Source organism: Amycolatopsis sp. NPDC004747 (assembly GCF_053601335.1).
Window position 1 is genome coordinate 33,172 of record NZ_JBSGBQ010000047.1, and the last position, 26,187, is coordinate 59,358.

General features: G+C 72.8%; 28 protein-coding genes. 10 read left to right on the forward strand and 18 right to left on the reverse strand.

All coding sequences use genetic code 11. The features are described 5' to 3' along the window. Positions 1–226: 226 nt before the first annotated feature. Positions 227–949 carry a YceI family protein gene (locus ACWEGE_RS43070; protein WP_449666286.1) on the reverse strand — a complete coding sequence of 241 codons (723 nt, stop codon included), beginning with the start codon at positions 947–949 and terminating at the stop codon, positions 227–229. Beyond that, entirely contained in the window at positions 946–1,455 is a 510-nt protein-coding gene (locus ACWEGE_RS43075; protein WP_449666287.1) for a nitroreductase/quinone reductase family protein, read from the reverse strand. The genes ACWEGE_RS43070 and ACWEGE_RS43075 overlap by 4 nt, the downstream gene beginning before the upstream one ends. Positions 1,456–1,552: 97 nt before the next feature. Here ACWEGE_RS43075 and ACWEGE_RS43080 point away from each other — a divergent pair, with 97 nt between their 5' ends. Beyond that, positions 1,553–2,413, forward strand: coding sequence for a TetR/AcrR family transcriptional regulator (locus tag ACWEGE_RS43080; RefSeq protein WP_449666288.1), 861 nt, complete (start codon positions 1,553–1,555; stop codon positions 2,411–2,413). 25 nt (positions 2,414–2,438) lie between these two features. Here the strand turns inward: ACWEGE_RS43080 and ACWEGE_RS43085 are convergent, their stop codons facing one another. Both ACWEGE_RS43085 and ACWEGE_RS43090 read right to left on the reverse strand, forming a co-directional pair. Further along, positions 2,439–3,449 carry a zinc-dependent alcohol dehydrogenase gene (locus ACWEGE_RS43085; RefSeq protein WP_449666289.1) on the reverse strand — a complete coding sequence of 337 codons (1,011 nt, stop codon included), beginning with the start codon at positions 3,447–3,449 and terminating at the stop codon, positions 2,439–2,441. Between the two features lie 68 nt (positions 3,450–3,517). Next, positions 3,518–4,138: an Rv1733c family protein gene (locus ACWEGE_RS43090; RefSeq protein ID WP_449666290.1), complete on the reverse strand. Its 621-nt coding sequence runs from the start codon at positions 4,136–4,138 to the stop codon at positions 3,518–3,520. Positions 4,139–4,400: 262 nt separating this feature from the next. Between ACWEGE_RS43090 and ACWEGE_RS43095 the strand changes: the two genes are divergently transcribed. From ACWEGE_RS43095 to ACWEGE_RS43110, 4 genes are all read left to right on the forward strand, one after another. Continuing rightward, positions 4,401–5,330 carry a galactose-1-phosphate uridylyltransferase gene (locus ACWEGE_RS43095; RefSeq protein ID WP_449666291.1) on the forward strand — a complete coding sequence of 310 codons (930 nt, stop codon included), beginning with the start codon at positions 4,401–4,403 and terminating at the stop codon, positions 5,328–5,330. A gap of 100 nt (positions 5,331–5,430) precedes the next feature. Further along, positions 5,431–6,981, forward strand: coding sequence for a bifunctional aminoglycoside phosphotransferase/ATP-binding protein (locus ACWEGE_RS43100; protein WP_449666292.1), 1,551 nt, complete (start codon positions 5,431–5,433; stop codon positions 6,979–6,981). Further along, positions 6,981–7,991: an Acg family FMN-binding oxidoreductase gene (locus tag ACWEGE_RS43105; RefSeq protein WP_449666320.1), complete on the forward strand. Its 1,011-nt coding sequence runs from the start codon at positions 6,981–6,983 to the stop codon at positions 7,989–7,991. Before ACWEGE_RS43100 ends, ACWEGE_RS43105 begins: the two co-directional genes overlap by 1 nt. A 23-nt stretch (positions 7,992–8,014) precedes the next feature. Further along, positions 8,015–8,146, forward strand: a complete 132-nt coding sequence (locus ACWEGE_RS43110) for an SHOCT domain-containing protein (RefSeq protein WP_449666321.1) — start codon at positions 8,015–8,017, stop codon at positions 8,144–8,146. Positions 8,147–8,289: 143 nt separating this feature from the next. Here the strand turns inward: ACWEGE_RS43110 and ACWEGE_RS43115 are convergent, their stop codons facing one another. Then, the gene (locus ACWEGE_RS43115; RefSeq protein ID WP_449666293.1) at positions 8,290–9,858 is read right to left on the reverse strand and encodes a WS/DGAT domain-containing protein; all 1,569 of its coding nucleotides are present in this window, start codon (positions 9,856–9,858) and stop codon (positions 8,290–8,292) included. 260 nt (positions 9,859–10,118) lie between these two features. Between ACWEGE_RS43115 and gap the strand changes: the two genes are divergently transcribed. Continuing rightward, positions 10,119–11,132, forward strand: a complete 1,014-nt coding sequence (gap, locus tag ACWEGE_RS43120) for a type I glyceraldehyde-3-phosphate dehydrogenase (protein WP_449666294.1) — start codon at positions 10,119–10,121, stop codon at positions 11,130–11,132. A 46-nt stretch (positions 11,133–11,178) separates the two neighbouring features. Here the strand turns inward: gap and ACWEGE_RS43125 are convergent, their stop codons facing one another. Both ACWEGE_RS43125 and ACWEGE_RS43130 read right to left on the reverse strand, forming a co-directional pair. Then, the gene (locus ACWEGE_RS43125) at positions 11,179–12,438 is read right to left on the reverse strand and encodes an NAD(P)/FAD-dependent oxidoreductase (protein ID WP_449666295.1); all 1,260 of its coding nucleotides are present in this window, start codon (positions 12,436–12,438) and stop codon (positions 11,179–11,181) included. Between the two features lie 24 nt (positions 12,439–12,462). Continuing rightward, positions 12,463–13,122, reverse strand: coding sequence for a CBS domain-containing protein (locus ACWEGE_RS43130; protein WP_449666296.1), 660 nt, complete (start codon positions 13,120–13,122; stop codon positions 12,463–12,465). Positions 13,123–13,274: 152 nt separating this feature from the next. Between ACWEGE_RS43130 and ACWEGE_RS43135 the strand changes: the two genes are divergently transcribed. Then, positions 13,275–13,520 carry a PLDc N-terminal domain-containing protein gene (locus tag ACWEGE_RS43135; RefSeq protein ID WP_449666297.1) on the forward strand — a complete coding sequence of 82 codons (246 nt, stop codon included), beginning with the start codon at positions 13,275–13,277 and terminating at the stop codon, positions 13,518–13,520. On the opposite strand, the gene ACWEGE_RS43140 is transcribed toward ACWEGE_RS43135, so the two are convergent. After that, positions 13,466–14,359, reverse strand: a complete 894-nt coding sequence (locus ACWEGE_RS43140) for a universal stress protein (RefSeq protein WP_449666298.1) — start codon at positions 14,357–14,359, stop codon at positions 13,466–13,468. The genes ACWEGE_RS43135 and ACWEGE_RS43140 overlap by 55 nt on opposite strands. A gap of 218 nt (positions 14,360–14,577) precedes the next feature. Here ACWEGE_RS43140 and ACWEGE_RS43145 point away from each other — a divergent pair, with 218 nt between their 5' ends. Continuing rightward, positions 14,578–15,186 (forward strand): hypothetical protein, encoded by a 609-nt coding sequence (locus ACWEGE_RS43145; RefSeq protein ID WP_449666299.1) that lies wholly within the window; start codon positions 14,578–14,580, stop codon positions 15,184–15,186. A 406-nt stretch (positions 15,187–15,592) separates the two neighbouring features. On the opposite strand, the gene ACWEGE_RS43150 is transcribed toward ACWEGE_RS43145, so the two are convergent. The 3 genes from ACWEGE_RS43150 to ACWEGE_RS43160 form a co-directional block, all read right to left on the reverse strand. Then, complete coding sequence (locus ACWEGE_RS43150) at positions 15,593–15,721, reverse strand: hypothetical protein (protein WP_449666300.1); 129 nt, start codon at positions 15,719–15,721, stop codon at positions 15,593–15,595. A gap of 24 nt (positions 15,722–15,745) precedes the next feature. Next, positions 15,746–16,024: a hypothetical protein gene (locus ACWEGE_RS43155; protein ID WP_449666301.1), complete on the reverse strand. Its 279-nt coding sequence runs from the start codon at positions 16,022–16,024 to the stop codon at positions 15,746–15,748. Positions 16,025–16,188: 164 nt separating this feature from the next. Beyond that, the gene (locus tag ACWEGE_RS43160; protein ID WP_449666302.1) at positions 16,189–17,175 is read right to left on the reverse strand and encodes an Acg family FMN-binding oxidoreductase; all 987 of its coding nucleotides are present in this window, start codon (positions 17,173–17,175) and stop codon (positions 16,189–16,191) included. Between the two features lie 183 nt (positions 17,176–17,358). On the opposite strand from ACWEGE_RS43160, the gene ACWEGE_RS43165 reads away from it, so the two are divergent. Together ACWEGE_RS43165 and ACWEGE_RS43170 are read left to right on the forward strand one after the other, a co-directional pair. After that, a complete protein-coding gene (locus tag ACWEGE_RS43165) occupies positions 17,359–17,880 on the forward strand; it encodes a DinB family protein (protein WP_449666303.1) in 522 nt (173 codons plus the stop codon). 131 nt (positions 17,881–18,011) lie between these two features. Continuing rightward, complete coding sequence (locus tag ACWEGE_RS43170) at positions 18,012–18,467, forward strand: universal stress protein (protein ID WP_449666304.1); 456 nt, start codon at positions 18,012–18,014, stop codon at positions 18,465–18,467. 13 nt (positions 18,468–18,480) lie between these two features. On the opposite strand, the gene ACWEGE_RS43175 is transcribed toward ACWEGE_RS43170, so the two are convergent. The 7 genes from ACWEGE_RS43175 to ACWEGE_RS43205 all read right to left on the reverse strand — a co-directional run bounded on the left by ACWEGE_RS43175 (position 18,481) and on the right by ACWEGE_RS43205 (position 26,175). Beyond that, entirely contained in the window at positions 18,481–18,870 is a 390-nt protein-coding gene (locus ACWEGE_RS43175) for a hypothetical protein (protein ID WP_449666306.1), read from the reverse strand. 3 nt (positions 18,871–18,873) lie between these two features. Then, positions 18,874–19,023 carry a hypothetical protein gene (locus ACWEGE_RS43180; protein ID WP_449666307.1) on the reverse strand — a complete coding sequence of 50 codons (150 nt, stop codon included), beginning with the start codon at positions 19,021–19,023 and terminating at the stop codon, positions 18,874–18,876. Positions 19,024–19,034: 11 nt separating this feature from the next. After that, entirely contained in the window at positions 19,035–21,650 is a 2,616-nt protein-coding gene (locus ACWEGE_RS43185; protein WP_449666309.1) for a GNAT family N-acetyltransferase, read from the reverse strand. A gap of 66 nt (positions 21,651–21,716) precedes the next feature. Further along, positions 21,717–22,127: an Hsp20/alpha crystallin family protein gene (locus ACWEGE_RS43190; RefSeq protein ID WP_449666310.1), complete on the reverse strand. Its 411-nt coding sequence runs from the start codon at positions 22,125–22,127 to the stop codon at positions 21,717–21,719. 192 nt (positions 22,128–22,319) lie between these two features. Beyond that, positions 22,320–24,665, reverse strand: coding sequence for a phosphoketolase family protein (locus tag ACWEGE_RS43195; RefSeq protein ID WP_449666311.1), 2,346 nt, complete (start codon positions 24,663–24,665; stop codon positions 22,320–22,322). After that, entirely contained in the window at positions 24,662–25,567 is a 906-nt protein-coding gene (locus ACWEGE_RS43200) for a universal stress protein (RefSeq protein WP_449666312.1), read from the reverse strand. Before ACWEGE_RS43200 ends, ACWEGE_RS43195 begins: the two co-directional genes overlap by 4 nt. Then, entirely contained in the window at positions 25,564–26,175 is a 612-nt protein-coding gene (locus ACWEGE_RS43205; protein ID WP_449666313.1) for a CBS domain-containing protein, read from the reverse strand. The genes ACWEGE_RS43200 and ACWEGE_RS43205 overlap by 4 nt, the downstream gene beginning before the upstream one ends. Positions 26,176–26,187 lie beyond the last annotated feature (12 nt).

Here is a 26,187-nt window from a genome sequence, read left to right on the forward strand (position 1 = left end):
TCCTCTCCGTCGAGACGGATTGCGCGATTCTCCAGCGTGGAACCGGCCACCCGGCCGGACAGGGGCCGAATGTCACCGGGCGGCGTGCCGATGGGCCCCTGATTGGTATAGACCACTTGGATTTCGCGAAAACCGCTGGCACACGGGCGAATCCGCTCCCCCCGCCGGTCCAACGCCCCGCTTCCGCGACCTCTTGACCGACTCGCTCCTGTCGCCGGAGAACCGGTCAGTGCCTGCGGAGGACCAGGAGGAATTCGGCGGTGCCGTGATCGGCGAGCGAGCCGAGGGCGCCGTATCCCTCGGGTGCGGCGATGCCCCAGTCGGCGAACGCGACGGGGAACGAGCCGGCGGCGCGGAGGAGGTCGCCGTCGCGGCGGGCGGTGAGGGTGACGGTCACCGGGTGGGTCCGGCCGCGCAGGGTCATCGCCGCCGGCGTGGTCGTCGTGACGGTGGCGCCGGAGCCGAACCCGGCGCCGACGTCCGCCGGCCGGCTCAGGGCGATCGTGGCGGTGGGGTACCGGCCGGTGTCGAGGCTGATCGCGACCTGGGGTGTCTTCCGCCCGTTGGCGGTGCCGTCGTCGGTGAGGGTGGTGAGGTCGACGGCGAACGTCGCGGTCGTGATCGCCGTGGCCGTGGCGGCCAGCTGCCCGGTCACGGCTTGCGTGCGCTGGACGACGTCGCCTTCGGCGAACAGGACCGTCTGCCTGATCCGGAGCCCGGCCGCGGACCCGCCGGTGGCCTCCCAGGTGCCGGCGAGCGGGCCGGTGGGCTGTTCGGTCGCGGCGGGCAGGGTGAGGGGTGCGGGCGCCGGCGCGTTCGCGACGTACAGCTGGACCGTCACCACGACGAGGACGATGACGGCGACGAGGGCGGCGAGGGTCCACCGCAGCCAGTGGCGCTTGCGGCGGCGGGGCGCGGCGGGCTCGGCCGAGCCGGTGGTGGTGGTCATGGCGTTGCCTCCTCGGTGTGGTGCCGACGGGCGCCGGCCACGGGATCGACCCGGAAGACCGGGTAGCGCGCCGCGATGGCGGCGAAGTCGGCCCGCGAGGCGCCGGGGCCGACCGGGAGGTGGGGACGGGCGCCGGGCACGGTGGCGAGGTAACGCTCGAGGATCGGCGCCCGCTGCGGCACGGGAACCTCGCTCAGCCGGCAGGTCCGGCGCCGGCCGCGCCGGAGGACGACCTGCCCGTGTGCGGCACGGACGTTGCGGACCCAGCCGCTCCGCTCGCCGAGCATCGGCACCAGGTACCAGGCGCCCTGCCAGTCGGCCATGCCCAGCGGGTACGACCGCGTCCGGCCGGTGCGGCGGCCCCGGACCTCCAGCGTCACCCACCGCCGGGGCAGCAGACCCAGGGCGAACACCCAGGCCCAGAACCTGGCGAACCGGCGCGCGGTGGGATCGGCCCGGCCGCCCGCGTACATCGCCCGCAACCGCTCCTCCGAGTACGGCCACATCACCCGTCACCTCCTGGGACACGTGGTTTCATGGACTTGAAGAATCCAAGACTTGAAACTTGAGACATAGAGTCCAAAGTCCCCAGGAGGGCGCGCCATGGCCGATTCCGTACCCGGACCGACCGGGCTGGGCCGCCGGGCCCGCCGGCTCTCCGACGGGGAAACAGCCGACCGGATGCTGTCGGCCGCACTGGAGATGATCAACCGGACCGGCCTGACCGTGAGCCTGGACCACCTCAGCCTCGAAGACGTGATCCGGGAAGCCGGCGTGGCACGCAGCGCCGTGTACCGGCACTGGCCGTACAAAGACCTCTTCTTCAGCGACGTCGTGGCCGAACTGGCGAAAGCGGCGATCCCCACCGCCGCGGCCAACGACGCCATCGCCGGCCTCATCCGGGGGATCGTGGCCGAGCGGGCCGGCGACCTCGCCTCTCCCGAAGGGCGCCACGGCCTGCTCGTCGAGGTGATCCGCCAAGCCGCGCTCGCGGACTTCGACGCGCTGTACGGTTCCGCGCAGTGGCGGACTTACCTGGCCCTGCACGCGACGTTCCTCAGCCTCGGGGACGGCGAGCTGCGAGACCGCGTCCAGGAGACCCTGCGCCGGTCCGAACAGGGGTTCGTCGACCGGGTGGCCGCGTCGTGGCAGCACGTCGCCGGGCTGTTCGGCTATCGCCTGCGGCCCGGGTACGGCACGAGCTTCGCCACGGTCGCCACCGTGGCCAGTGCCGCGCTGCGCGGGCTGATCCTGATGGGTCTGTCCACACCGGACATAGCGGAGCGGCGGACCGCGGCCCGGCCGTTCGGGGCGACGCGGCAGGCCGAATGGTCCGTGCCGGCACTCGGGCTCGCCGGGATCGCGTCGTCGTTCCTCGAGCCCGATCCGGACGTGACCTGGGACGCCGAGCGTTCCGGCGCCGTCCTCCGGGCGATGGCGTCCCTGACGGTGCCCACGCCCTGAGGCCGGAGCCGGATCGTTCAGCCGGTCAGAACTCGATGACCAGACGCGCCGGAACGCGGTTGGCCAGGACCTCGCCGAACGCGTCGTTGACGTCCTCCAGCTTCCGCGTCTCGGCCGTCACCGTGGTGCGGCCGGCGGCGTGCAGCGCGAACACCTCCGCCAGGTCCTTGCGGGTACCCACGATCGAGCCGAGCACCGAGATCCCCTTGATCACCGCTTCGAAGATCGGGACCGGGAGGACGCCGTCCGCCGGGATGCCGACGCACACCAGCCGGCCGCCCCGGCGCAGCGAACGCAGGGCCTGTTCGAAGGCACTCGGCGCGGCGGCCAGGACGATCGCCACGTCGGCGCCGCCGTCGGCCTGGATGGCTTCGGCCGGGTCAGCGGCGCTCGCGTCGACCACGCGGTCGGCACCGAGTTCGCGGGCGAGACCGAGCTTCGCGGGCTCGACGTCGACCGCCGTGACGAAGCCGCCGGCGATGCGGGCGTACTGGATGGCGAGGTGGCCGAGGCCACCGACGCCGAAGATCGCGACCCGGTCCGCCGGCCGGACATTGCCGACCTTGACCGCCTTGTACGTCGTCACACCGGCGCACGTCAGCGGGGACGCCTCGATCGGCGGGACACCTTCGGGCACCGGGACCGCGTAGCGCGCGTTCGCGACGGCGTACTCGGCATAGCCGCCGTCGATCGAGTACCCGGTGTTCTGCTGCGACTCGCACAGGGTTTCCCAACCGGACACGCAGAAACCGCATTCGCCGCACGCCGAGCCGAGCCACGGCAGCGCGACCCGCTGCCCGATCCGGCTCTCCGGCACGCCCGCGCCGACCCGCTCGACGATGCCGACGCCCTCGTGGCCGGGGATCAGCGGCAACGGCGGCTTGACCGGCCAGTCCCCGTGGGCGGCGTGGATGTCGGTGTGGCAGATCCCGCAGGATTCCAGCCGGACCAGGATCTGCTGGGCGCCCGGTTCCGGGATCGGTACCTCACGCAGCTCGAGCGGCGACGAGAAATCCGTGACGACGGCGGCCTTCATGTTCACTCCTCTTGGACGGTGGGGCCCCACGATCGCGGAACCGGCCCCCGGCCGACTGTGGCCGGCGGTCACGAGCCGGCGGGACTTTGGTCATCTCGGCGGGTGGGCCCGGGCTGCCGGGCGAACCACTCCCGCTGCCACCGGGCGAGGCGCAGCCGGTTCAGCACGGCGACCACGCCGACGTGGGCCAGGACGAGGAGGAACACCACGCCCGCCCAGAGCCCGATCGCGACGACCGCCGCGTCGACGGCCGCCGCGATCGGGGTCAGCGGGCGGTCGACCGGCGTGCCGGCGGCATCGAGCCAGACCGGAACCTGGTTGCCGACGACCGTTCCGGCCGGCGCGTCGACCTCGCCGACGTGCCGCTGCCCGGTGCGCGTCAGCCAGAACGCCCGGGTGGGCCCGGATTCGCCCGGGACGCCGCCGCGGCCGACGGTGCCGGCGGTGGGACCGTCGGCCAGCAGAACCGCCGTCGCCTCGTAGCGTGCGGCGGTTTGCGCGCGGGACTCGGCCGCTTGCCCGGCGTGGATGCCGATTCCGAGCAGGACCGCACCCGCCCCCGCGAGGAGGGACGACACGATCACGCAGAGGAGCACGGCCCCCTGGAGCCGATCCGACGGACGAGCCACGGTGTCGCGCCCGGGCAGGACGCTGTGCCGCAACCGGGTGAACCACATCGAGGTGGGCATCTGTCCTGCCTTCCGCGCGACCGGGGAACGGGGAGCGCGGCCCAGCATCACCGATGGCCACGGTGACGGCGAAGAGCCCACGGTCCCGCTCCGGTGGGCCATGCGTCCGTTTCCGCGGCCGCCGATCCGGTGACCTAGGACCCTGGCGGCGTCCCTCCCCAGGACCGACGCTGGAAGCCGCCCGCCGAGCGAGAGGTCCCCGGATGCAGACGGTCGATGTCGATGAGCTTGCCGTCCCCGGGTTCCGGCGGGAGCGAGCGTCGTGACGGCTCGTTCGTGGCACGGTGGCGAACTGCGCTGGAACGCCGAAACCGAGGACTGGACCGTGGTTGCCCAGGGCCGCCGGGCGCGCCCGCACAGCGCGACCGGAGCCGGCTGCCCGTTCTGCCCGGGTACCGAAGACACCCCGCCGGAAAGCTGGCGGTTGCCCGGCGAGGGACCGGACTGGCGCGTCCGCACGGTCCCGAACCGGTACGCGCTGTCCGACAAGCACGAGATCGTGATCGAGTCGCCCCGGCACGACTGGGACCTTGCGACCGGCACCGACGCCGAGGTGGCCGACGTGCTCACCGCCTGGCAGCAGCGGCACCGCGCGCTGCGGCCCGCGGCGGCTCAGGTCGTCGTGTTCCGCAACCACGGCCTCGCGGCCGGGATCTCCCTGCGGCACCCGCATTCCCAGGTCGCCGGGCTGCCCGTGCTGTCCGCGGGAACGCGGCGCGAGCTGGAGACGGCGCGCGTCCACCACCTCGACCACGGCCGTCGGCTCGCCGACGAACAGCGGGAAGCGGCGTTGAGCGAGGGCAAGCGGGTCGTCTTCGCGGACGACCACGTGGTCGCCTACACGCCGTTCGCGCCGATCGCCGCCTACGAGGTCCGGATCCTCCCGCACCGGGCAGCACCGGACTTCGCCGCCGCGAGCGCCGGAGAGATCCAGGCGACGGCCCGGTGCCTGCGTGCGGTCCTCGCCGCCTTGCACGCCGAGCTGGGTGACCCGGCCTACAACATCGTCGTGCGGACCGCGCCCGGCGGTTACGAGACCGCACCGTTCCTGGCGTGGTCACTGCAGCTCGTGCCGCGCCTGGAGATCCCGGCCGGGCTGGAGCTGGCGACGGGTGTCCCGGTGACGACCGTGGCCCCGGAACACGCCGCCGCGCGCCTGCGCACCGCGGTCGGGGCGGCCGGGCCGCGGTGACGCGTTCCGCGGCCGAGCGCGGCCCGGCCCGGGACTTCCGCCTCCCGGCCGGTGACCTAACGCCCTTCGGCGTCGCACGTCGAACGGCGATCCTCGGGGCATGAACGCGCCTTGGGCCGCTGTGCACGAAACCCACATCGGCGCGGTCTTCCTCGTCGGGGACCTCGCCTACAAGCTGAAGAAGCCGGTCGACCTCGGTTTCCTCGACTTCACCGCCCGCGAGACGCGGGAGCGGGTCTGCCACCGGGAGGTGGAGCTGAACCGGCGGCTGGCACCCGACGTCTACCTCGGCGTCGCCGACGTCACCGGCCTGGACGGCGCGGCGCGGGACCACCTCGTGGTCATGCGCCGGATGCCCGAAGACCGCCGCCTGTCCACCCTGGTCCGCCGGCACGAGCCGCTGCACGCGACGATCCGCCGGCTGGCCCGGCGGCTCGCCACCTTCCACGCGCGGGCCGAACGCGGCCCCGGCATCAGCGCCGACGCGACGCGCGACGCGGTCCGGAACCGGTGGCGCGCGAGCTTCGCGCAGGTGCGTCCCTTCCACGGCGAAGTGCTGGACCCGGCCACCGCACTCGAGATCGAGGCGCTGGCCGAGGGCTTCCTCGCCGGGCGCGGACCCTTGTTCGACCGCAGGATCAGCGAGGGACACGTCGTCGACGGCCACGGCGACCTGCTCGCCGACGACGTCTTCTGCCTCGACGACGGTCCGCGGGTCCTCGACTGCCTCGAGTTCGACGATCACCTCCGGCACGTCGACGTCCTCGACGACGTCGCCTTCCTCGCGATGGACCTCGACCGGCTCGGCGCACCCGAGCTGGGGGAACGGCTGCTCGCCGGCTACCGCGAGTTCGCCGGTGACCCCGCTCCCCCGGCCCTGGTGCACCACTACCTGGCCTACCGGGCGTTCGTCCGGGTCAAGGTCGCCTGCCTGCGCCACGCGCAGGGCGACCCCGGCGCGGCCGCGCTCGTGGGCGAATACGCCGACCTCACGCTGCGGCACCTCCGGCTGGGGCAGGTGCGGCTGGTCCTCGTCGGCGGAGAACCGGGCACCGGCAAGTCGACGGTCGCCGGCGGGCTGGCCGACCGGCTCGGCGCGACCCTGCTGCAGTCCGACCGGCTGCGCAAGGAGCTGGCCGGGCTCGTCCCCGTCCGGCGGCCCGCCGAGGGCTACCGGCAAGGCCTCTACGACGACCACCACACCGACGCGACCTACGCCGAACTCGTGCGCCGAGCCGGGCAACTGCTCGCCCTGGGCGAGACCGTCGTGCTGGACGCGTCCTGGAACGCCGCGCGGCACCGCGAACCGGCCGCCGAGACCGCCGGGCGGACGAGCAGCCTGCTGGTCGCGGTGCGCTGCCAGGCACCGGAAGCGACGGCCGCACACCGGATCACCGGCCGTGCCGGCACCCTGTCCGACGCGACCCCGGGCATCGCGCACCGCATGAGCGCGGACGCCGACCCGTGGCCCGAGGCGTACCCGCTGCCGACCACCGGTACGCCGGCCGAATCGGTGACGCACGCCTTGGCCCACGTGGCACCGGAGCACCGAAAGTCCCCCGCCCAAGGGCATTCCGGCCCTGCTACCGGCGAGGCGGGCGGTGCGAGGCTCGACCCGACCGAGCATCCCGAGCATGAGGAAGGCCCATGATGGAGCGAGCATTCCCGGACGAGTTCACCGTCAAGACCGCGGTGGCGATGGCCGTCCGCGCGCCGTCGGTGCACAACTCCCAGCCGTGGTACTGGCGGATCGGGCACAGCTCGCTGCACCTCTACGCCGATCCGGACCGGCTCCTGCACGAAACCGACCCCGACGGACGGGACCTGATCCTCAGCTGCGGCGCCGCCCTGCACCACATCCGGATCGCGTTCGCCGCGCTCGGCTGGACCGCCGAGGTGCACCGGCTGCCCAACCCGGACGAGCCCGACCACCTCGCCGCGATCACCCTCGGGCAGCACCAGCCGACGCAGGACGAGGTCGCCATGGCGGCCGCGATCCCCCGGCGGCGCACCGACCGGAGACGGCACAGCTCCTGGACCGTGCCGCGCGGGCACGTCGAGGCCATGATCAAGGCCGCCGCGCTGGAAGGCACCGTGCTGCAGGCCGTCGAGAACTCCGCGCGGTACCACCTGGCCGTCGCCATCGAGGAGGCTTCGCGGCGGCACGCCGCCGACCCCGCCTACCGCACCGAACTGGCCGCCTGGAGCGGCCGCCACCTCTCACCCGACGGCGTCCCGGCCCGCAACACCCCCGCACCGGAGAACACCCCAGGCACACTCCGCACCCGCCCCTTCGCCGACCCACAACTGGCCCAACCCCCCGACGCCAAAGCCGAAGACGACGAAACCATCCTGCTCGTCCTCAGCACCGCCTCCGACGACCGGATGTCCCGCCTGCGCGCCGGCGAAGCAACCAGCGCCGTACTACTCACCGCCAACGCCTTCGGCCTCTCCTCATGCCCCCTCACCGAACCGCTCGAACTGCCCGACGTCCGCGACACCGTCACCGAACACGTCACCGGCGGATCATTCCCCCAAATGGTGCTCCGCATCGGCTGGGCCCCCGCCAACGCCGACCCGCTACCGGCAACACCGCGACGCGACCTCGAGGACGTGCTGCAGCCGCTCGAAGCGGCCCCGAAGCATTTCCAGGCCCACTAGGCAAGAAGCCCGGTCATGCCGTACTGGCACCACGCAGGGCACCGCAACCGCCGCCGGGCGACGCGGCCCGCCGGGTCCTCGACGAGCGGTTCGCCCGCGGCGAGCTCGACCAGGAGGAGTACGAACGCCGCCGTGACGCGTTGACGCCGAGATGACCAGGCAGGCCAAGACCGTTCTCGTGACCACGAGAACGGTCTTGGCCCGCCTCGGTCCTGCCCGCGGCTCCGACACGCGGGCAGCTGCCTTTCCGTGTGTTCACGCGAGCCGGGCCGCCGGACGCGATCCGCCGGGTCCTTCCTCAGGGCCGAGACCCACGCGACGATGCGGCGCCGGCCGGAGCGCACGGCGACGCCGCGAACTCCGCGGCCAGCCCGGCGACCAGTGCCTCCGGATCGGGGATGAGCTTCCGGTCCGTGCCGAACCCGAACCTCACCTGCCCGGCGTAGCTGAACACGCAGATCGTGATCGCCTGCCGTCCGCTGCACGGCGCCCAGCCGACGACGCCCTCGACCTCCGCACCGGCCAGCGTCATCGGCGTGCGCGGGCCGGGCACGTTCGTCAGCACCCCGACCGCCTTGCCGGCGAAGAACCGGCTCAACGCGAGGCCCAGTGGTGCCGGGCTCCGGGCGATCGCGTACTGCATCCCGAACGTCAGCACCGGTTCGTACGAGTCCCGGATCCGCGCGACCCGGCGGTGCACCTCGGCGAGCCGCTCGGCGAACGTCCGGCGCCCCAGCGGCAGCCGGGCCAGCACGAGCGAGAAGTGGTTGCCCAGCGTGGCCGGCAGCTCGTCGTCGAACGACGACAGGCTCACCGGGATCAGCCAGCCCAGATCGGACGGGTCCGGGCGGGCGGTGCCGTGGTCGGCGAAGTACCGGTCGAGCGCGCCGGCGACCAGCGCCGTGCAGACGTCGTTGACCGTCGTCCCGGTTTCGTGGCCGATCCGGGCGAGCTCGGCCAGCGGGATCGGCTCGCCCCACGCCGCGGTTTTCTCGACCCCGGGCTCACCGTCCCACAGCCCGGTCGCGGTGGACGGCCCGAGCAGGTCCGCGGCGCCGGTGGCGCTGTGCCAGACCGTCGTCGTGGCGCTGGCGACCGTGTCGACCACGCGGCGCGGACCGCCGTCCAGCGCCGAGGCCAGGAACCCGGCGACGGCACCGGTGGCGCCCACCGTCGCGGTCGCTCCCAGCACCGGCAGGGCCACCGCGGCTTCCAGCACGGGGTGCGCGCGGGCCGCCTCCTGCTGGGCCTTCGCGCCGGTGTCGCCGAGCGCGCGCAGGGCGGCCGCACCGAGCCGGACCACCGGCTGCGCCACGGCTCCCCGGTGTGGCGCCGCACCGCCGACCTTCGCGTGCGGAGCGGTAGCACCGTCCAGCGGGTCCAGGAGGCTGAACAACACCTGCGTCAGCCGGATCCCGTCGGCCATCGCGTGGTGCGTGCGGCAGACGAGCGCGCTGCCGTCACGGTAACCCTGCAGCAGCTCGATGGTCCACAGTGGATGCTTCGGGTCGAGCGGGGTGCTTCGCCGAGCGGCGACGAAGTCTTCGAGCGCCGCCTGGTCTCCGGGTGCGGGCAGCTCCTGCTCCACCACGTGGTTTCCGAGGTCGAAGCCGGGATCGGTCTCCCAGGTGATCGTTTGCGCCGGGCCGCCGTGCCGCACGGCTCGCTGCAGGTACACCGGATACCGGGCGAGCAGCCGGTCCGACACGAGCGACCGCAGCCGCGCGGCGTCCACCGGCGTCCTGGTCCACAGCACGGACGTGACGACCATCAGGTTCTCCGGCCGGTCCAGGTGCAGCCACAGGCTGTCCTGCGCCGGCATCCGCCGATGCGGCCCGATCAGTTTCCGCCTGTTCCGCACGGTCATCGTCCGCTCCCGTCGCTTCGCCGGCATCCACCCTGGCGCCCGGGGTGCCGTCCGGAAAAGGGCCGGAAGTCACCCGAGGGCGGAGCGAAGTGCCCCGCCCTCGAAGACCGGTTGTCCACGCTCCCGGCGACGCCGGGGACTTCCCGGTGAAGCACAACGAAGCTGCCGTTCTGCCCGGCCTGCGGGGACCAAGGGCCCTACACGCGAAGGCGCGTGGTGCAGACCATCGAAGGGGAACGAACGAGGACAGGGAGAGACCCATGACGGTACGGCTCGGCATCAACGGCTTCGGCCGGATCGGCCGCGACATCCTCCGGTGCGTGCTGGAGGCCCCGGACAGTCCCATCGAAGTGGTCGCGGTCAACGACATCACCTCCCCGGAGATGCTGGCGCACCTGCTCGCGCACGACTCCACCTACGGGCGCCTGCGCACCCCGGTCGAGGTCGTCGACGGCGAAGCGCTGCGCGTCGGCGACCACCTCGTCCAGGTGACCTCGACCGCCGACCCCGCCCAGCTGCCGTGGGGCGAATACGGCGTGGACGTCGTCGTCGAATCGACCGGCAAGTTCCGCACCCGCGAAGCCGCCGGCGTGCACCTGGCCGCCGGCGCCAAGAAGGTCGTGATCTCCGCGCCCGGCAAGGACGTCGACGCGACGATCGTGCTCGGGGTCAACGAAGACGACTACGACCCCGCCAACCACCACATCGTCTCCAACGCCTCCTGCACCACCAACTGCGTCGCCCCCATGGTGAAGGTGCTGCACTCCGCGTTCGGCATCCGCCGCGGCCTGCTCACCACCATCCACAGCTACACCGGCGACCAAGCCCTGCTCGACCGCCCGCACAAGGACCCGCGCCGCGCCCGCTCGGCCGCCGTCAACGTCGTCCCGACCAGCACCGGCGCCGCGAAGGCCATCGGCCTGGTGCTCCCGGAGCTGGCCGGCAAGCTCGACGGCGTCGCCGTCCGCGTCCCCGTCGAAGACGGCTCGCTGACCGACCTCACCGTCGAACTCGAGCACCCGGTGACGGCCGAGCAGGTCAACCACGCGTTCGCCGAAGCCGCCGACGGCGACCTCAAAGGCATCCTGCGCTACACCGAAGCCCCCATCGTCTCCCGGGACATCATCGGCGACCCGGCATCGTGCGTCTTCGACGCCCAGCTGACCAAGGCCGACGCACACCTGGCCAAGGTCTTCGGCTGGTACGACAACGAATGGGGCTACGCCACCCGCACCGTCGAGCTCGTCGAGCTGATCGGGCGGTCACTGGGCTGAGCGACCCGGGTGCCCGCCGGCGACCCGGCGGGCACCCGGTCCTCGTTCACCGCGCGGCTGCGGGCCGGTCGATCGGGACCGGGAACCGCTTGCCCGCGCGAGGCATCGCACTCGGCAGGCCGGGCAGGTCCCGCCCGGGCAGCATCGTGTGCCAGTAGAGCCACGGGAACATCAGTTTTCCGAGGTGGTTGAGCCGCGACTCCTTGAGCAACGGCAGACCCGTGTCCGCCGGGTAGTGGCCGGGCAGTGGCTCCGTGTCGTAGTTGAAGTCGATCAGCAGTGCCTTGCCGAACCCGCTCTCGACGAAGCAGTTCGCGTGCCCGTCGAAGCTCGCGTCGAGTTCGCGGCCGTCGAGGAACTGGCCGACGTTGCGGGCCAGCACCTCGCCCGCGAAGTGCGTTGCGGAGCTCACCTTCGACGTGGGCAGCGAGGCGGCGTCCCCCAGGACGAAGATGTTGTCCCGGACCAGGGAGCGCAGGGTGTGCTCGTCGGCGCGGACGAAGCCGAACTCGTCGCCGAGGCCCGGCGAACGGTCCACATAGGATGCGCCACCGTGCAGCGGCACGACCACCGCCTGGTCGAAGGCGCCTTCACGGCCGTCGTAGGAAACGAGCCGGTTCCGGGTGCCGTCGACTTCGCCGGTGTCGAACCCGGTCACCAGCTCCACGCCCTTCGATTCGAGCAGACCGGCCAGGGTCCGCGCGGCGACCGGTGTGGTGAACGCGGCGTCGAGCGGCGTGACGTAACTCAGCTCGACCTGGTCGCGAACGCCCCGCTCGGTGAAGAACCAGTCGGCGAGGAAGCAGAACTCCAGCGCCGCAAGCGGGCTCTTGACCGGCAGGCCGATCACGTTGACCACCAGCCGGCCGCCGTGGAAGGCCTCGAGCGTCGACGCCAGGCCGACGGCGCCGTCGAGGTCGTAGAAGGTGTCGACCTGCGCACGCCAGCCCGGGCCGGTCAGTCCGTCGGTCTCCTCCGGCAGCAGCCGCGCGCCGGTGGCGATCACCAGGACGTCGTAGCCGAGGATCGTGCCGTCCACCAGGTGGACCCGGTCGGTGCCGAGGTCGACTCGCCCGACTTCGCCGCGGTGGTAACCGATCCCGTCGGCCAGCTGCCCGGGACGGGATCGGACGAGGTCGTCGGCATCGGCCATGCCGAAGGGCACCAACAGCAGCCCCGGCTGGTACACGTGGTCGTCGTCCTGGTCCACGACGGTGATCTCGGCGCCTTCGCCGAAGTCGCCGCGAAGCCGGTTCGCCGCCAGGGTTCCGCCGGTGCCGCCGCCGAGGATCAGGATGCGCTTCATCACGGCTCCGATCGTCGGGAGTTCCTAGTGCGGCTGGACGGCCGTCCCGTCGTCCTGCAGGTACTTCAAGCGGTTGCGGACCGCGATCACGCCCGGCACCGCTTCGGTGAGCCACTCCGCGCGCTCCACCTCGCTGCGCCGGTCGATCACCCCGCTGAGGGTCACGACGCCGTCGTCGACCTGGACCCCGGCTGTCGAAAGATCCGCCCAGATCGACCGCTGCAGGACTTCGCGCTCGACGGTTTCCCTGATCTCCTCGTCCGGCCGCAGGAACGCCCGCAGGACGTCTCGGCGCGCGAGAACGCCCACGAGGTGGCCCGCGCCGTTCACGACGTAGAGGCAGCGCAGGTCCGCCTCCACGAGCCGCCGGGCCGCGCCGGCCACGGGTTCGTCCTTCGCCACGGTCGGCACGCGGCGGGTCATCAGCTCGCGCGCGGTCAGGCCTTGGGCCTTGGTCCACACGCGCAGCCGCCCGAGCCCGCGCTCACGCCGGGCGTCCTGGCCGTGCCGGGCCAGCAGATCGGCCTCACCGACGACGCCGATCGGGCGCCGGTGCTCGTCGACCACCGGAATCGCCGCGATGGCGTGCTCGGCCAGCAGGGCGACCAGTTCCTTGAACGACGTCCCGGGACCTGCCGACACGACCGGCCGGCTCATCAGGTCGGACACCAGCGGACCACGCATGACTGCACCTCCGTCGGAAACGCTTCTCCAGCCAAGGTAGGAGCCGGCCGGTGGTTCGCGCGGCTGGCTACGGTCCCCGGCCGAGAGGCCTTTCGCCCCTTTGCGCGCGGGTTCCGGTGCCGTTGCCTGAAAGCCCGGAGAGAGGAGAGCCCATGGGCGAGCGCAAGCGGTGGCGTGAGCTGACCATTCGGCAACGCAGGGGCATCGGCGCCGCGGCGAGCGTGCAGTTCCTGCTCGCCGCGGCGGCCTGGTGGGACCTCGCCCGGCGGCCCGCCGGCCGGGTCCGCGGGCCGAAGTGGCTGTGGACCCTGGTGATCGCCGTGAACTACGTCGGGCCGGTGGTCTACTTCGCGTGCGCCCGGGTCCCGCGGGCGACGACGACCGGGCAGAGCGCGTAGGACATCAGCGACTGGCTCGTCGAGCCCAGGGCCAGGCCGCTGAACCCGCCCCGGCCGCGGCTGCCGGCCACGAGCAGCTGCGCCCGGTCGGCGAAGCCGAGCAGCTGCTCGGCCGGGCGTCCCGCCCGCACGACGCGGTCGACGACGACGTCCGGGTACTTCTCCTGCCAGCCGGCCAGCCGCTGGGCGAGCAGTTCGTGTTCGTGCTCCTCCATCGCCGTGCTGTCCACCGTCCACCGGCCTTCTTCGAAGACGGCGGCCAGGAACCCTTCGTGCCAGCAGTGGACCGCGACCAGCCGCGCACCCCGCCAGGACGCCTCCTCGAACGCGACCGCGATGGCCGCCTCGCTCGCCGGAGTGCCGTCGACGCCCACGACGACCGGCCCTTCGGCCGGCGGCGCGTCCTCGCCCGCGTGCGGCCGGATCAGGGCGACCGGGCACGGCGCGTGGGCGGCCAGCGCCACCGAGACCGACCCGAGCAGCACCCGGCCGAGCGGGCGCAGTCCCGGCGTCCCGAGCACGATCATCGCCGCGCCTTCCGCTTCGGCGAGCAACGCCTCGGCAGGCCGTTCCGAGCGCACCACGGTCTCGAGGCCCGTGCCGGACACGACGGCACGGGCCTCGGCGAGCACGCGCTCGCCCCGCGCACCGACCGCCTGCTGGATCTGCTCGAACGTCGGGTCGCCCCGCGGGTAGGGCGGGGGCAGCTCGGGCAGGGCGTGGACCAGGCGCAGACCGAGGTTCCGTTCCCGCGCGACGCGCGCCGCCCAGCGAACCGCCGTGAGCGCGCCCGCCGAGCCGTCGACGCCGACCACCAGTGCTGGAGCCGAGCCGGTCATCCGCTTCCCCTTTCCCGTCACCGCTTACGCGAAAAAGCCAACCGGCCGAAGCCGCGGCCGGCGCGGGGCTTCCGCCCTCGTTGCGCAGGACTTTGGTCCCTTCGGCGCGGTCCCGCGAACGAGCACCCAAGGGCCTCCCGGCCGGGGACCTTCGACCCGAGACCGGGCCGCGGCGACGGCAGAAACTGAGGGCAACACCGAGGAACGGAGGTTTCCCCATGTCCATCCGACCGGATGAAAAGAAGACCACCTCGAGCCGTGTCCCCACCCAGCGGGCCACCGAGCCGGCGACGGTCCCCGACTTCGTCGCCGAACCGACGATCGCCGGGAAATCCCTCGCCGTTCTGCGGTTCGCCACCGGGTTCGTGTTCCTGTGGGCGTTCCTGGACAAGCTGTTCGGGTTCGGCTACGCCACTCCGGGCAAGGGGGCCTGGATCAGCGGCGGCTCCCCGACCAAGGGCTTCCTCAGCGGCGTCGACGCCGGCCCCTTCCAGTCCATGTTCCACGCCTGGGCCGGCACCTGGTGGGCCGACACACTCTTCATGCTCGGCCTCGCCGGCATCGGCACCGCCGTCATCGCCGGCATCGGCCTGCGCCTGAGCGCCGCCGCCGGCTCACTGATGATGCTCATGATGTGGGCCGCCGAATGGCCCTTCGCCCTCAGCACCAGCACCGGCCAAGCCACCCACTCCACCAACCCCGTCATCGACTACCACATCATCTACGCCCTCGTCCTCATCGCACTCGCCGCCACCGCGGCCGGGAACACATGGGGCCTCGGCCGCCGCTGGGCCGCCCTCGCCGGCGACCGCACGTGGCTGCGGTGAGCACTTCGCCCCAGGGCGCCCGCGACCGGCGGGCGCCCCTTCCCGTTTTCCTGGCAAGGAGAAGAAGGGAAGGCATCGCCGAAGGTCGCCCTGTTCCGCAGCGGCACCCACGGGAAAGCGGTCACCGTCCGATTCGGACGGTGGCCGCTCTCGCGTGGGCCGTCGGTTCAGTTGTGCGGTTCGTGCGAGCTCAAGATTCCGGCGACGGCCTTGAACGGGCGTCCGGTCCGACGGTGGCGACTCGGGTCGTCATCACCGAACCCACCTTGCGGCGGCTGGGCATCCGGATCTCCTTCACAGCAGCGGGCCCGGGTAGTAGTTGCCCGCGGGCTCCGGCGTCCGCACCGTTTCCTTCTCCGGTTCCGGAACCGTCCGCGCCGGGATCACCACCACGGAGCAGTTCGCCTCACGCACGCAGCGCAACGACCCGACGGCCGCTCACCGCCGCCTCGGACACCGCCCAGCGCAGCGCGGCGACGCTGATCGCCGAATGGTCCACACCGACGACGATGTCGCCCTGGTTTGCCGTGGTCATGTCAGTTTCACCTTCTCTTCGTCCTCAAGAACGGGTTTTGCGATCCAGGTCGGCGAACCACTCCTGCTGCCAGCGGGCGAAGCGGAAGCGGTCGAGGGAGGACACCGTGAGCCGGTAGCAGGCGGCCAGCAGCGCCAGCGCGCCGAGCCACAGGCCGAGCCCGACGCCGACGGCTTCGACGACCACGCCGGCGCTGTTCAGCGGCGGTGCCACCGGGTTGCCGGTCCGGTCCACCCAGATCGTCACCGGTTCGCCCTTGAGCATGCCCCGGGCGGCGACGACCTGGCCAATCCCTGGTACCACCAGGATCATCGATTTCCGGAACCGTTCGAAGAGGCCTTGGTCCCCGGCGCGCCGGGACTCGTCCGCGCCGCTGGGGAGGTCCTGCGGCGGCGCCCTGAGGCCTTTGGACCCTTCGCCGGCCCGGAACAGCCGGGAATCCGCGGCCCGCCGGCCGTGTCCGAGCCTTAGTCCGACGGCACGTCGGGCCCGGCGCGGTGGGTCAGGACGTCCTCGACCGGCCGGCGGCTCGTGAGCCGCGTCGGGTAGCCGTACCCGATGCGCAGCAGGGTGTGCGGCTGCCCGAGCCCGGCGAAGAGGCGATCGAGCGACTCCCGCGTGTGCGGGGTTTCGAACGGCTGCGACAGGAACGACGTGGCCAGTCCTTCGGCGGTCGCGGTCAGCAGCACCCGCTGCATCGCCATCCCGGCCCGCACCTCCGCGTGCGGCCCTTTGTCACGGGTCAGCACCGCACCGAGCAGCGGCTCCTGTTCGTATTCGCGTGGGGGCAGGTCCTCGTTCTCGTGCGACGCCCGCAGCGACACGACACCCGGGCCGTGCGGCGGCGGCCCGGACGCGATCTTCGGGACGCCGTCGGGGCTGTCGGCCTCGCGATGGGTCCAGTAGGCGGCCTCCGCCCGGAACGCCGCGTCCTCGGCCTGCAGCGCCTCGGCCTGCCGGACCAGCGACGCCACCGGCGTGTAGCGACCCGACGCGTCGAGGTATTCGACCTGGCCGCCTTCCTGCAGCGCCGCGGACTTGAGCGCGGACCGCACCGCGGACGGCACGTCCTTGTCCAGCATCGGGCGCCGGTTGGTGTGGCGGCGGAACACGGCCTCGGCGAGCGTGCGCTCGGCGGCGGTGGCCTTCTGGTTGCCGTCGAGCCCGATCACCGCGACCAGGTCCGGTTCGGCTGGATCGGGCAGCATCCGCACCTTGACCGCGAGCCCGTTGGCCCGCAGGCAGATGACCAGGTTGAACGCGGCGGCACCGCACGCCAGCCGCGCCTCCCGCCCGTGCGGGTCGGCCACGGTGAGCAGGCGCTCACGGTCCAGCCACACCTCGATCACGTCGTGCTCGACGACGAACCGCCAGGGCTGGGTGTTGTGCGGCGACGGCGCGCGCACAGCCGAGGCGAGGGCCTGGTCGAACACGCCGGGCAGTGGTCGGCTCATCGTCGGGCTCCGGTTCCTGGGGGGGACGAACACACCCAGCATCACCGGCGGCGGCGTCCGCCCGCGACGGCAACGCGTCACGAGCCGAAGGGACCAAAGGCCTCCCGCGGGCCTCGGGCCTGAGACGGGTTTCAGCCGCGCCGTGCGATGCTCGACCGGAACCGCGCCCCGGAGGGCTCGACCATGGATCGTCAGGCAGCGCACGAGCAGTGGGAGCACGACCGCGCCACGCTCCACGCACTCGTGGCCGCAGCCACCGCCACCGGGCTCCGCCGCCGGTCGAGAGGTACCCGGTGGACCAATCGGCAGCTGCTGTTCCACCTGGTGTTCGGCTACCAGGTGGTTCGTGCCCTGCTGCTCCTGGTCCGCTTCTTCGGCCGCCTGCCGGACCCCGTGAGCCGCGGGTTCGCCGCCCTGCTGAACGGAGCCGCGCCCGCGTTCCACGTGATCAACTACCTCGGGTCCTGCGGCGGCGGCCTGCTCGGCCCGCGGCTCGCGGCCGCCTGGCTCGACCGCATCGTCGCCTCACTCCACCGCAGCCTCGACCGGGTCACCGAAGCCGACCTCGACCGCGGGATGCACTACCCGACCCGGTGGGACCCCTTCTTCCGGCCGTACATGACGCTGGCCGACGTCTACCGCTACCCGGCCCGGCACTTCGCCTTCCACCTCGGGCAGCTCACCCTCGATCAGACTTCGAGCTGACCGACTCCCCCCGCGGCCACCGGACCGGCACCGGAGCACAAAGTCCCTCGGTCCGGCGGAATTCGTCCCCTACCGGCGCACGCCTCCCCCGCCACACGATCGAGGCAACACCGGAGGAAAGAAGGCAGATCATGGACTCACCCACCGGCCGCGTGCTCGTCGTCGGCGTCGACGGCACGCCCCACGGCGACGCCGCCCTGCAGTGGGCGCTGAAGATCGGCGCGCACGCCGGCGACACGGTCCGCGCGATCCTCGTCCGGCCGCGCGACACGCTGCTGCCCGGGACGTCGTTCGCGATCCACCCCCACGGCCGCGTGCCCGAAGCCGGTTACTCGCTGGACGAGCACGTCGCCGGGCTGGCCATCGACACCGCGGCACGGCTGGATACCCGCACGGTGCACGGCGACCCGGCGACCGAACTGGTCACCGCCTCGGCGGACGCGGACCTGCTGGTCCTCGGCACCCACCGCGGCGGCGCGATGGCGGACCTGGTGCTCGGCAGCGTCGGCCGGGAGTGCGTGCGCTTCTCGCGGTGCCCGGTCGTGGTCATCACCCCGGAGGCGGCCCACCGGCTCGCTCCCGCCTGAATCCGGCGTTCGATCACCCGCCGGCACCCAGGTGTTCCGACGCAGCCCGGCAGGTCGCCAGCAGGCCCTCGACGTCGATCACGGTGACGCGGTTCTCCAGCCCCGGCGGTACCTCGGCTCGCACGCACGCGTCCGGGGACACCAGCGCGACGGGCACGCGGTCGCGGACCGCGCAGACGACGCCGTACTCGCGTGCGGTCAGTTCACCGCCCTGCCCGCGGACGTCGACGACGAGGTCGGGCTGGGCGAACGGCTCGTCGAGCGGGCAGCGGCCCCCGACCGCCAGCGCGCGGCAGAGCCCGGCGCGGCTGTGGCACCGGCTGACCAGGCAGCCCGCGTCACGCAGGGGTTGCAGCAGGAAATCGGAGTCGCCGAAGGAGGATTCGGTCAGGAGGACGTGCACGGGTCACCTCACGGACACTCGGGCGAGCGCCTCTTCGGCGCCGCGGGCAGGCTCCGGGTCTTCCCGGGGCAGGACGATCAGGGCGGGCACCGGCGAGCCCGGCGCGGTGCCGACCCGATCGGTTTCGGTGTGCGGCACGACTTCGGCGTCCACGGTCACTCCCTTCAGTCTCGCAGCCGCCGCAGGAACGGGTCTTCGCTCGCGGCGGCCTCCAGGCGGGCGCGCACATCGAGGGCCACGCAGCCGTCGGACCGGACCCGCACCGGGTTGAGGTCCAGTTCGGCCAGTTCCGGCACCAGCTCCGCGAGCCGGCTGACCTTCAGCAGCAGCTCGCGCACCGCCGCCCGGTCCAGGCCCGACGCCCAGAGCGCCTTCGACGAGCGCAAGCCGTCCAGCAGCAGGTCGGCGTCGGCGCCGGTGAGCGGGGCGAGCCGGGCGGCGCGGTCGGCGATCAGGTCGGTGTCGACGCCGCCGAGACCGAACACGACCAGCGGGCCGAACACCGGGTCCGAGCGCACGCCGACCAGCAGTTCCCGGCCCGGTTCGGCCATCGGCTGCACGGTGACCCCGCGCAGGGCCGAGCCGAAGCGGGACCGCAGGGTGCGGAACGCCTCCAGGATCCGGTCGGCGCCGTGCACGTTGAGCAGCACGCCGCCGCCGGCGGTCTTGTGCAGCAGACCGTCGGCGTCGGCCTTGAGCACGACCGGCGAGCCGAGGTCGGCGGCCGCGGCGGCCATCGAGTCGCCGGCCTCGAGGTAGTGCGTCTCCACCATCGGGATCTCGGCCAGCCGCAGCAGCTCGACGGCGTCCGCGGGCGAAAGCCAGCCTGCGCGCCCGGCGACGAACGCCCGCAGCGCACCGGGATCGGCCGGCGGAGTCACGGACTCGGCGGGCTCCGGCCGGTTCAGCCACTGCTCGTACCGGACCAGCCGGGCCAGCACCGCAGCCGCCGCGGCCGGATCGTCGTAGCAGGCCGTCACGCCCGCGCCCGGGACCAGCGGCGCGACCCGGGCCCGCTGCCCCGGCCGGACCGCGAAAACGGTCTTGTACTCGGGCGGCAGCACCGCGGCGAGCGACGTGCCGGGATCGCCGACAGCGGTGGGCACGGTGGCGGCGATCACCGCGTCGACACCGTCATCGGCGAGCACGGCACGCAACGCGTCGGCGAACACCTCCGCACGCACGGCCGCCGTCGTGTCGACCGGGTTCCGCACGGCCGCCTCGGCCGGCAGCAGCTTGGCGAGCCGGTCACGGGTCTCCTCGGCGAGGTCGGCCATGACCAGGCCCTCGCGCTCGCAGGCGTCGGCGGCCAGCACCCCGGCGCCCCCGGCGTTGCTCACCACCGCCACGCGTGGGCCGCCCGGCAGCAACTGCCAGGACAACCCCGCGATCACGTCCACCAGCTCGGCGACGGTGTCGACGGCGATGACCCCGGCCTGCTCGAACAGGGCGTCCCGGGTGACGGCGGGAGTCGCCGCGGCCGCGGTGTGCGACGCGGCCGCGCGCTGCGCGGTGTCGCCGCTGCCGGAGCGGACGGCGAGCACCGGCCGGGTGCGGGCGAGCCGGCGGGCCAGCCGGCCGAACTTGCGCGGGTTGCCGAAGGACTCGAGGTAGAGCACGGCCAGTTCGGTCCGCCGGTCGGCGGTCCACCACATCAGCAGGTCGTTGCCGCTGACGTCGTACTTGTCGCCGGTGGAGACCAGCGCCGACATGCCGAGGCCCAGGTCGTTCAGCGATTCCGCGAGCGCGATGCCGACCCCGCCGGACTGGGTGACGACCCCGATGTTGCCGGGCCTGACCGGCCCGGCGAGGAAGGTCAGGTTCAGCGGACGGGCCGGATCGGTCGACAGGATGCCGAGGCAGTTCGGCCCGACCAACCGGATGCCGTACTCGCGGACCGCCGCGCGGACCCGGTCACCGGCTTCGGTGCCGGTCAGCCCCGAAGAGATGACGACGACCGCGCGGACGCCGCGCTTCCCGCATTCTTCGACCGCCTCGGCGGCGGCCGGCGCGGGCAGGCACACCACGGCGAGTTCGGGAGTGCGGCTCAGCGCCGCCACGGACGGGACGCTGGGCACGCCGAGGATCTCGCCCGCGTGCGGGTTCACCGCTTCCACCGGACCGGTGAAGCCGGAAGCGACCAGGTTGGCCAGGACGGCGTGGCCGACCGAACCCGGGCGCCGTCCGGCGCCGATCACGGCGATCGAGGACGGCCGGAACAGGTGCGCCAGGCTGGCCGCGTCGGCGACCGAGTCGCGCTCCAGCACGGCGTCCAGGTAGGCCGGATCCTCGTCGAGGTTCATCACGACGTCGCGCTCGGGACCGCCGATGCCGGCCTCGAACCGCAGGCCGAGGTCGGCGAAGACGCGGAGCACCTTGGCGTTCTCGGCGAGCACCTCGGCGAGCAACCGTTCCAGGCCCACCTTCCTGGCGTGCGAGACCAGGTGCTCCATCAGCAGGGTGGCCACGCCCAGCTTGCGCACGGACGCGTCCACGACGAGGGCGACTTCGGCGTCCGTGGTGTCCTTGAGGACTTCGTAGTTCGCGACCCCGACGAGCTCACCGCGCCGGTAGCAGCCCACGGCGTAGTGCCCGGGATCGGGCTCGGCGGTCATCTCCGCGACCAGCTTGCCCAACCCGGACGGCCGCGCCCCGAAGAAGCGGAAGTAGGTGTCCTGCTGGGTGAGCCGGGTGTGCAGGGCGAGCACCTCGGCGGTGTCGGCCGGGTGCAGCGGGCGCACCAGCACCACGTCGCCGTCCGCGAGCAGGGCCCGGGTCATAGCTTCTCCTCACGGCACGAGGATGGGCGCGGCCGACCGAGGGCCGCGCCCACCGCGGAGGGTCACCTAGTTCTTGGTGACCTGGATCTTGACGTGCTTGTCGCGCGGGTGCTCCGAAACCGGCATCGAAACCTCGAGGATGCCGTCGGTGTACGTCGCCTTCACCTTCGCCGGGTCCGCCCCGGCCGGCAGGCTGACCGTGCGGCTGAAGGTGCCGTAGTAGAACTCACTGCGGCCGCCTTCGGCGGTCTCCTTCGCCTCACGCTCGGCGGAGATGGTCAGCAGCCCGTTGTGCGTGGTCACGGAGACGTGCTTCTCCGGGTCGAAACCGGGCAGCTCGGCCCGCACGAGGTACCGTCCGTCCACCGTGGACTCCTCGATCCGGACCGGGTTGTGCTCGGCGAACGGCCAGGGGTTCTCCAGCCACGCCGCGATGCTCGGCAACGCCAGGCGCGAACCCGGCACCAACGCAGTCATCGTGTTCCTCCTCTCCGCGACGACGGGCGTCGCACCACAAGGAGACCTCGATCCGGTACCCCGCCGACGCGGCCGGACTACCCGAACCGCGAGGACCTTCGTCACCGATGCGGCCGGCCGATCAGCCGACCGGGGCCGGCCACTCCGGCTTCGGGCCAGCCGCCGGGACGAGGACCGCGGCGGCCGTCCTTCTCAGTCTTCCCAGGCCCAGTTCCGGATCTCCGGCAGGTCCTCGCCGTGCTCCCGGATCCACCGCTGGTGGCGGCCCTGGGCCTCGGTCATCCGCTGCCGCAGCACCCCGGCCGTCGCCGCCAGGCCCGGGACCCGGTCGATCACGTCGATCACCAGCTGGAACCGGTCCATGTGGTTGAGCACCAGCATGTCGAACGGCGTGGTCGTGGTGCCGTGCTCGGTGTAGCCGCGCACGTGGAGGTCGTGGTGGCCGGTGCGGCGGTAGGCCAGGCGGTGGATCAGCCACGGGTAGCCGTGGTAGGCGAAGATCACCGGGCGGTCCGGGGTGAACAGCGCGTCGTACTCCCGGTCCGAAAGGCCGTGCGGGTGCTCGGCCTCCGGCTGCAGGCGCATCAGGTCGACCACGTTCACCACCCGCACCGCCAGGTCCGGCAGTTCTTCCCGCAGGATCTTCGCGGCGGCCATGACTTCCAGGGTCGGGGCGTCGCCGGCGCAGGCGAGGACGACGTCGGGCTCCCGGTCCGGGTGGGTGCTCGCCCACTCCCAGATGCTCGCCCCGCGTGCGCAGTGCAGCGCCGCCTGCTCGGCGTCGAGCCAGTTCGGCGTGTCGTTCTTCCCCGCCACGACCACGTTCACGTAGTCGCGGGACCGCAGGCAGTGCGCCGCGACCTCCAGCAGCGTGTTCGTGTCCGGCGGGAAGTACACCCGCACGACCTCGGCGCTCTTGTTCGCGACGTGGTCGACGAACCCCGGGTCCTGGTGGGAGAACCCGTTGTGGTCCTGCCGCCACACGTGCGAGGTGAGCAGGTAGTTCAGCGACGCGACCGGCCGCCGCCACGGGATCTGCCGGTGCACGCGCAGCCACTTGATGTGCTGGTTCACCATCGAGTCGACGATGTGCACGAACGCCTCGTAGCAGGAGAACAGCCCGTGCCGGCCGGACAGCAGGTAGCCCTCCAGCCAGCCCTGGCACAGGTGCTCCGAGAGCACTTCGAGCACGCGTCCGTCGCGCACCAGGTGCTCGTCGGCCGGCTCGACCGCGGCCTGCCACTCCTTGCCGGTGACCTCGTAGACCGCGTCGAGCCGGTTGGACGCCGTCTCGTCCGGGCCGAACAGGCGGAAGTTCGCCCGGTCGGCGTTGAGCGCGAAGACGTCCCGCAGGAACCGGCCCAGCACCCGGGTCGGCTCGGCCACCGTCGCCCCCGGCGCCGGCACGGGCACCGCGTGGGCCGCGGTGTCCGGCAACGTCAGCGGCCGCAGCAGCACCCCGCCGTTGGCGTGCGGGTTCGCGCCCATCCGCCGGTCCCCCGCCGGGATCATCGCCGTGACGTCGGCGACCGGGCGGCCGTCCGCGTCGAACAGCTCCTCGGGGCGGTAGGACCGCAGCCATTCGTCCAGCTGCCTCAGGTGGCCGGGGTTCGTCCGGACGCCGGCCAGCGGCACCTGGTGGGACCGCCAGGTGCCCTCGACCGGCTGTCCGTCCACAACGGCCGGACCGGTCCAGCCCTTGGGGCTGCGCAGCACGATCATCGGCCACACCCCGCGCCGCTGCGCCAGGGTCGCGACCGCCGAGTCCAGCGCGGCGGCCATCGCCTGGTGCATCGTCTCCGGATCGCTGCCCTCGACGTGGATCGGGGCGTACCCGTAGCCGCGCAGCAGGGCGTCGAGCTCGGCGCGCGGGATTCGCGACAGCACCGTCGGGTTGGCGATCTTGTAGCCGTTCAGGTGCAGGATCGGCAGGACCGCGCCGTCACGGGCGGGGTCGAGGAACTTGTTGGCGTGCCACGACGTCGCCAGCGGCCCGGTCTCGGCCTCACCGTCCCCGACCACGCACGCCACCAGCAGGCCCGGGTTGTCGAACGCGGCCCCGAAGGCGTGCGCGAGCGAGTAGCCCAGCTCGCCGCCCTCGTGGATCGAGCCGGGCACCTGCGGCGCCACGTGGCTCGGCACCCCGCCCGGGAAGGAGAACTGCTTGAACAGCTCCCGCATACCCGCCATGTCGCGCGTGACCTCCGGCCACGCCTCGGTGTAGCTGCCTTCGAGCCAGGTGTTGGCCAGCAGCGCCGGGCCGCCGTGGCCCGGGCCGGTGACGAGCATGGCGTTCAGGTCGTGGGCCAGGATCGCGCGGTTGAGGTGGGCGTAGACGAAGTTCAGGCCGGGTGAGGTTCCCCAGTGCCCGAGCAGCCTCGGCTTGACGTGCTCGGGCCGCAGCGGTTCGCGCAGCAGCGGATTCGCCATCAGGTAGATCTGGCCTGCCGAGAGGTAGTTCGCGGCCCGCCAGAGGGCATCCACCCGGGTGAGTTCGGTGCTGCCGAGCACCGCGGGCCGGGCGTCGACGGCGGTCATGCCTTCGGCTCCGGGCGGACCACGAGCACCGGGCAGTCGGCGTGCTGGACCAGCGCCTGGCTGGTCGAGCCCAGCAGCATGCCGGTGAAACCGCCACGGCCGCGGCTGCCGACGACGACCAGCTGAGCCGTCTTGCTCTCCTCGAGCAGGGCGTGTCGCGGCCGGTCGCGAACCAGCTTCCGGCGGACCTCGACGTCGGGGTACTTCTCCTGCCAGCCCGCGAGCCGCTGGCTCAGCAGCCGCTCTTCGTTCTCTTCGAGGCTTTCCGGCTGGGTCAGGATCCGGGCGGTGCCGCGGGTGTCCTCGTAGGTGATGTCGTTCCAGGCGTGCACCGCCACCAGCGGCACACCGCGCAGCGAGGCTTCCTCGAACGCGACGGCGATGGCCTGCTCGCTGTTCGGGCTGCCGTCGATGCCGACCACGACCGGGCCCGTCTCGGGAACCGCGGTGGACTCCTGCCGTCCGCGGACGACCGCGACCGGGCAGTGCGCGTGACCGGCGACCGACGCCGCGGTACCGCCGAGGAGCATGTCGGCGAAGCCACCCGTGCCGGTCCGGCCGACGACGAGCATCCGGGCGTGCCGGGACTCCTCGATCAGCGTCGGCACCGGCGGGTCGTTGGGCAGTTCGGTCGTGACGAGGAGGTTCTTGTCGATCGAGGTGGCCAGCGCGCGGGCGTCGGCGATGGCGCGTTCGCCGTCGGCTTGGACGGCTTCGAACAGCGTCGCCGCGCCGACGCCGGTCATGCCGCCGCCGTAGTAGAGACCGGCGACCTGCAGGCCGTGCACGATCTTCAGCTGGAGGTGGCGCAGGGAGGCGATCTTCGCCGCCCAGGCTACGGCAGCGGAGCTGCCTGCCGAGCCGTCGACGCCGACGGTGATCCTCGGTTCGGTGGTGGTCATCGGTCCTGCCCCTCACCCGCGTAAGCGGTTTCGGCGGCGACGACGCCGGGCACGGCCAAGGCCAGCAGCCGGGCGACGTGCCGGTCGGTGTCGTCGTCGTACTGGTCGGTGATGGCGACGCAGCCGTCGCGGACGTCGATCTTCCAGCGGCCACCGCCGCCGTAGATTTCCAAGCGGTGCTTGACGTCGCGGGCGATGTCGGCGTCTTCCCGTGCGAGCATGCGGACGATGTCGCCACGGGTGACGATGCCGACGACGGCCGAGCCGTCGACGATCGGCATCGCCCGGATGCGGGCGTCCACCAGTGCCTGGCACAGGTCGGCGATGTCGGTGCCGGTGTCCATCGCCGTGGCGGGACTGGTCATCACGTCCCCGACCGTCTTGCCGGCGACGGCGGCACCATGGTGCCGGTGGGCTTGGCGCGGGTCGGCGGGGATCCGGCCGCGGATCAGGTCGGCCTCGGTGACGATGCCGATCAGGCCGCCGTCGTCGTCGACCACGGGCAGGGCGGTGAAGCCGTGCATGGACAACAGCTCGGCCGCCTCCTTGGCCGAAGTCCACGGCTGCACGGTGATCACCGGCGAGGTCATCAGGTCGCGTGCGCGCATCGGGAGTTCCTT

Coding starts and splice junctions, on each gene's coding strand:
- ACWEGE_RS43070 (WP_449666286.1), bottom strand. CDS start 949: ATGACCACCACCACCGGCTCGGCCGAGCCCGCCGCGCCCCGCCGCCGC.
- ACWEGE_RS43075 (WP_449666287.1), bottom strand. CDS start 1,455: ATGTGGCCGTACTCGGAGGAGCGGTTGCGGGCGATGTACGCGGGCGGC.
- ACWEGE_RS43080 (WP_449666288.1), top strand. CDS start 1,553: ATGGCCGATTCCGTACCCGGACCGACCGGGCTGGGCCGCCGGGCCCGC.
- ACWEGE_RS43085 (WP_449666289.1), bottom strand. CDS start 3,449: ATGAAGGCCGCCGTCGTCACGGATTTCTCGTCGCCGCTCGAGCTGCGT.
- ACWEGE_RS43090 (WP_449666290.1), bottom strand. CDS start 4,138: ATGCCCACCTCGATGTGGTTCACCCGGTTGCGGCACAGCGTCCTGCCC.
- ACWEGE_RS43100 (WP_449666292.1), top strand. CDS start 5,431: ATGAACGCGCCTTGGGCCGCTGTGCACGAAACCCACATCGGCGCGGTC.
- ACWEGE_RS43105 (WP_449666320.1), top strand. CDS start 6,981: ATGGAGCGAGCATTCCCGGACGAGTTCACCGTCAAGACCGCGGTGGCG.
- ACWEGE_RS43115 (WP_449666293.1), bottom strand. CDS start 9,858: ATGACCGTGCGGAACAGGCGGAAACTGATCGGGCCGCATCGGCGGATG.
- gap (WP_449666294.1), top strand. CDS start 10,119: ATGACGGTACGGCTCGGCATCAACGGCTTCGGCCGGATCGGCCGCGAC.
- ACWEGE_RS43125 (WP_449666295.1), bottom strand. CDS start 12,438: ATGAAGCGCATCCTGATCCTCGGCGGCGGCACCGGCGGAACCCTGGCG.
- ACWEGE_RS43130 (WP_449666296.1), bottom strand. CDS start 13,122: ATGCGTGGTCCGCTGGTGTCCGACCTGATGAGCCGGCCGGTCGTGTCG.
- ACWEGE_RS43135 (WP_449666297.1), top strand. CDS start 13,275: ATGGGCGAGCGCAAGCGGTGGCGTGAGCTGACCATTCGGCAACGCAGG.
- ACWEGE_RS43140 (WP_449666298.1), bottom strand. CDS start 14,359: ATGACCGGCTCGGCTCCAGCACTGGTGGTCGGCGTCGACGGCTCGGCG.
- ACWEGE_RS43145 (WP_449666299.1), top strand. CDS start 14,578: ATGTCCATCCGACCGGATGAAAAGAAGACCACCTCGAGCCGTGTCCCC.
- ACWEGE_RS43150 (WP_449666300.1), bottom strand. CDS start 15,721: ATGACCACGGCAAACCAGGGCGACATCGTCGTCGGTGTGGACCATTCG.
- ACWEGE_RS43160 (WP_449666302.1), bottom strand. CDS start 17,175: ATGAGCCGACCACTGCCCGGCGTGTTCGACCAGGCCCTCGCCTCGGCT.
- ACWEGE_RS43165 (WP_449666303.1), top strand. CDS start 17,359: ATGGATCGTCAGGCAGCGCACGAGCAGTGGGAGCACGACCGCGCCACG.
- ACWEGE_RS43170 (WP_449666304.1), top strand. CDS start 18,012: ATGGACTCACCCACCGGCCGCGTGCTCGTCGTCGGCGTCGACGGCACG.
- ACWEGE_RS43185 (WP_449666309.1), bottom strand. CDS start 21,650: ATGACCCGGGCCCTGCTCGCGGACGGCGACGTGGTGCTGGTGCGCCCG.
- ACWEGE_RS43190 (WP_449666310.1), bottom strand. CDS start 22,127: ATGACTGCGTTGGTGCCGGGTTCGCGCCTGGCGTTGCCGAGCATCGCG.
- ACWEGE_RS43195 (WP_449666311.1), bottom strand. CDS start 24,665: ATGACCGCCGTCGACGCCCGGCCCGCGGTGCTCGGCAGCACCGAACTC.
- ACWEGE_RS43200 (WP_449666312.1), bottom strand. CDS start 25,567: ATGACCACCACCGAACCGAGGATCACCGTCGGCGTCGACGGCTCGGCA.
- ACWEGE_RS43205 (WP_449666313.1), bottom strand. CDS start 26,175: ATGCGCGCACGCGACCTGATGACCTCGCCGGTGATCACCGTGCAGCCG.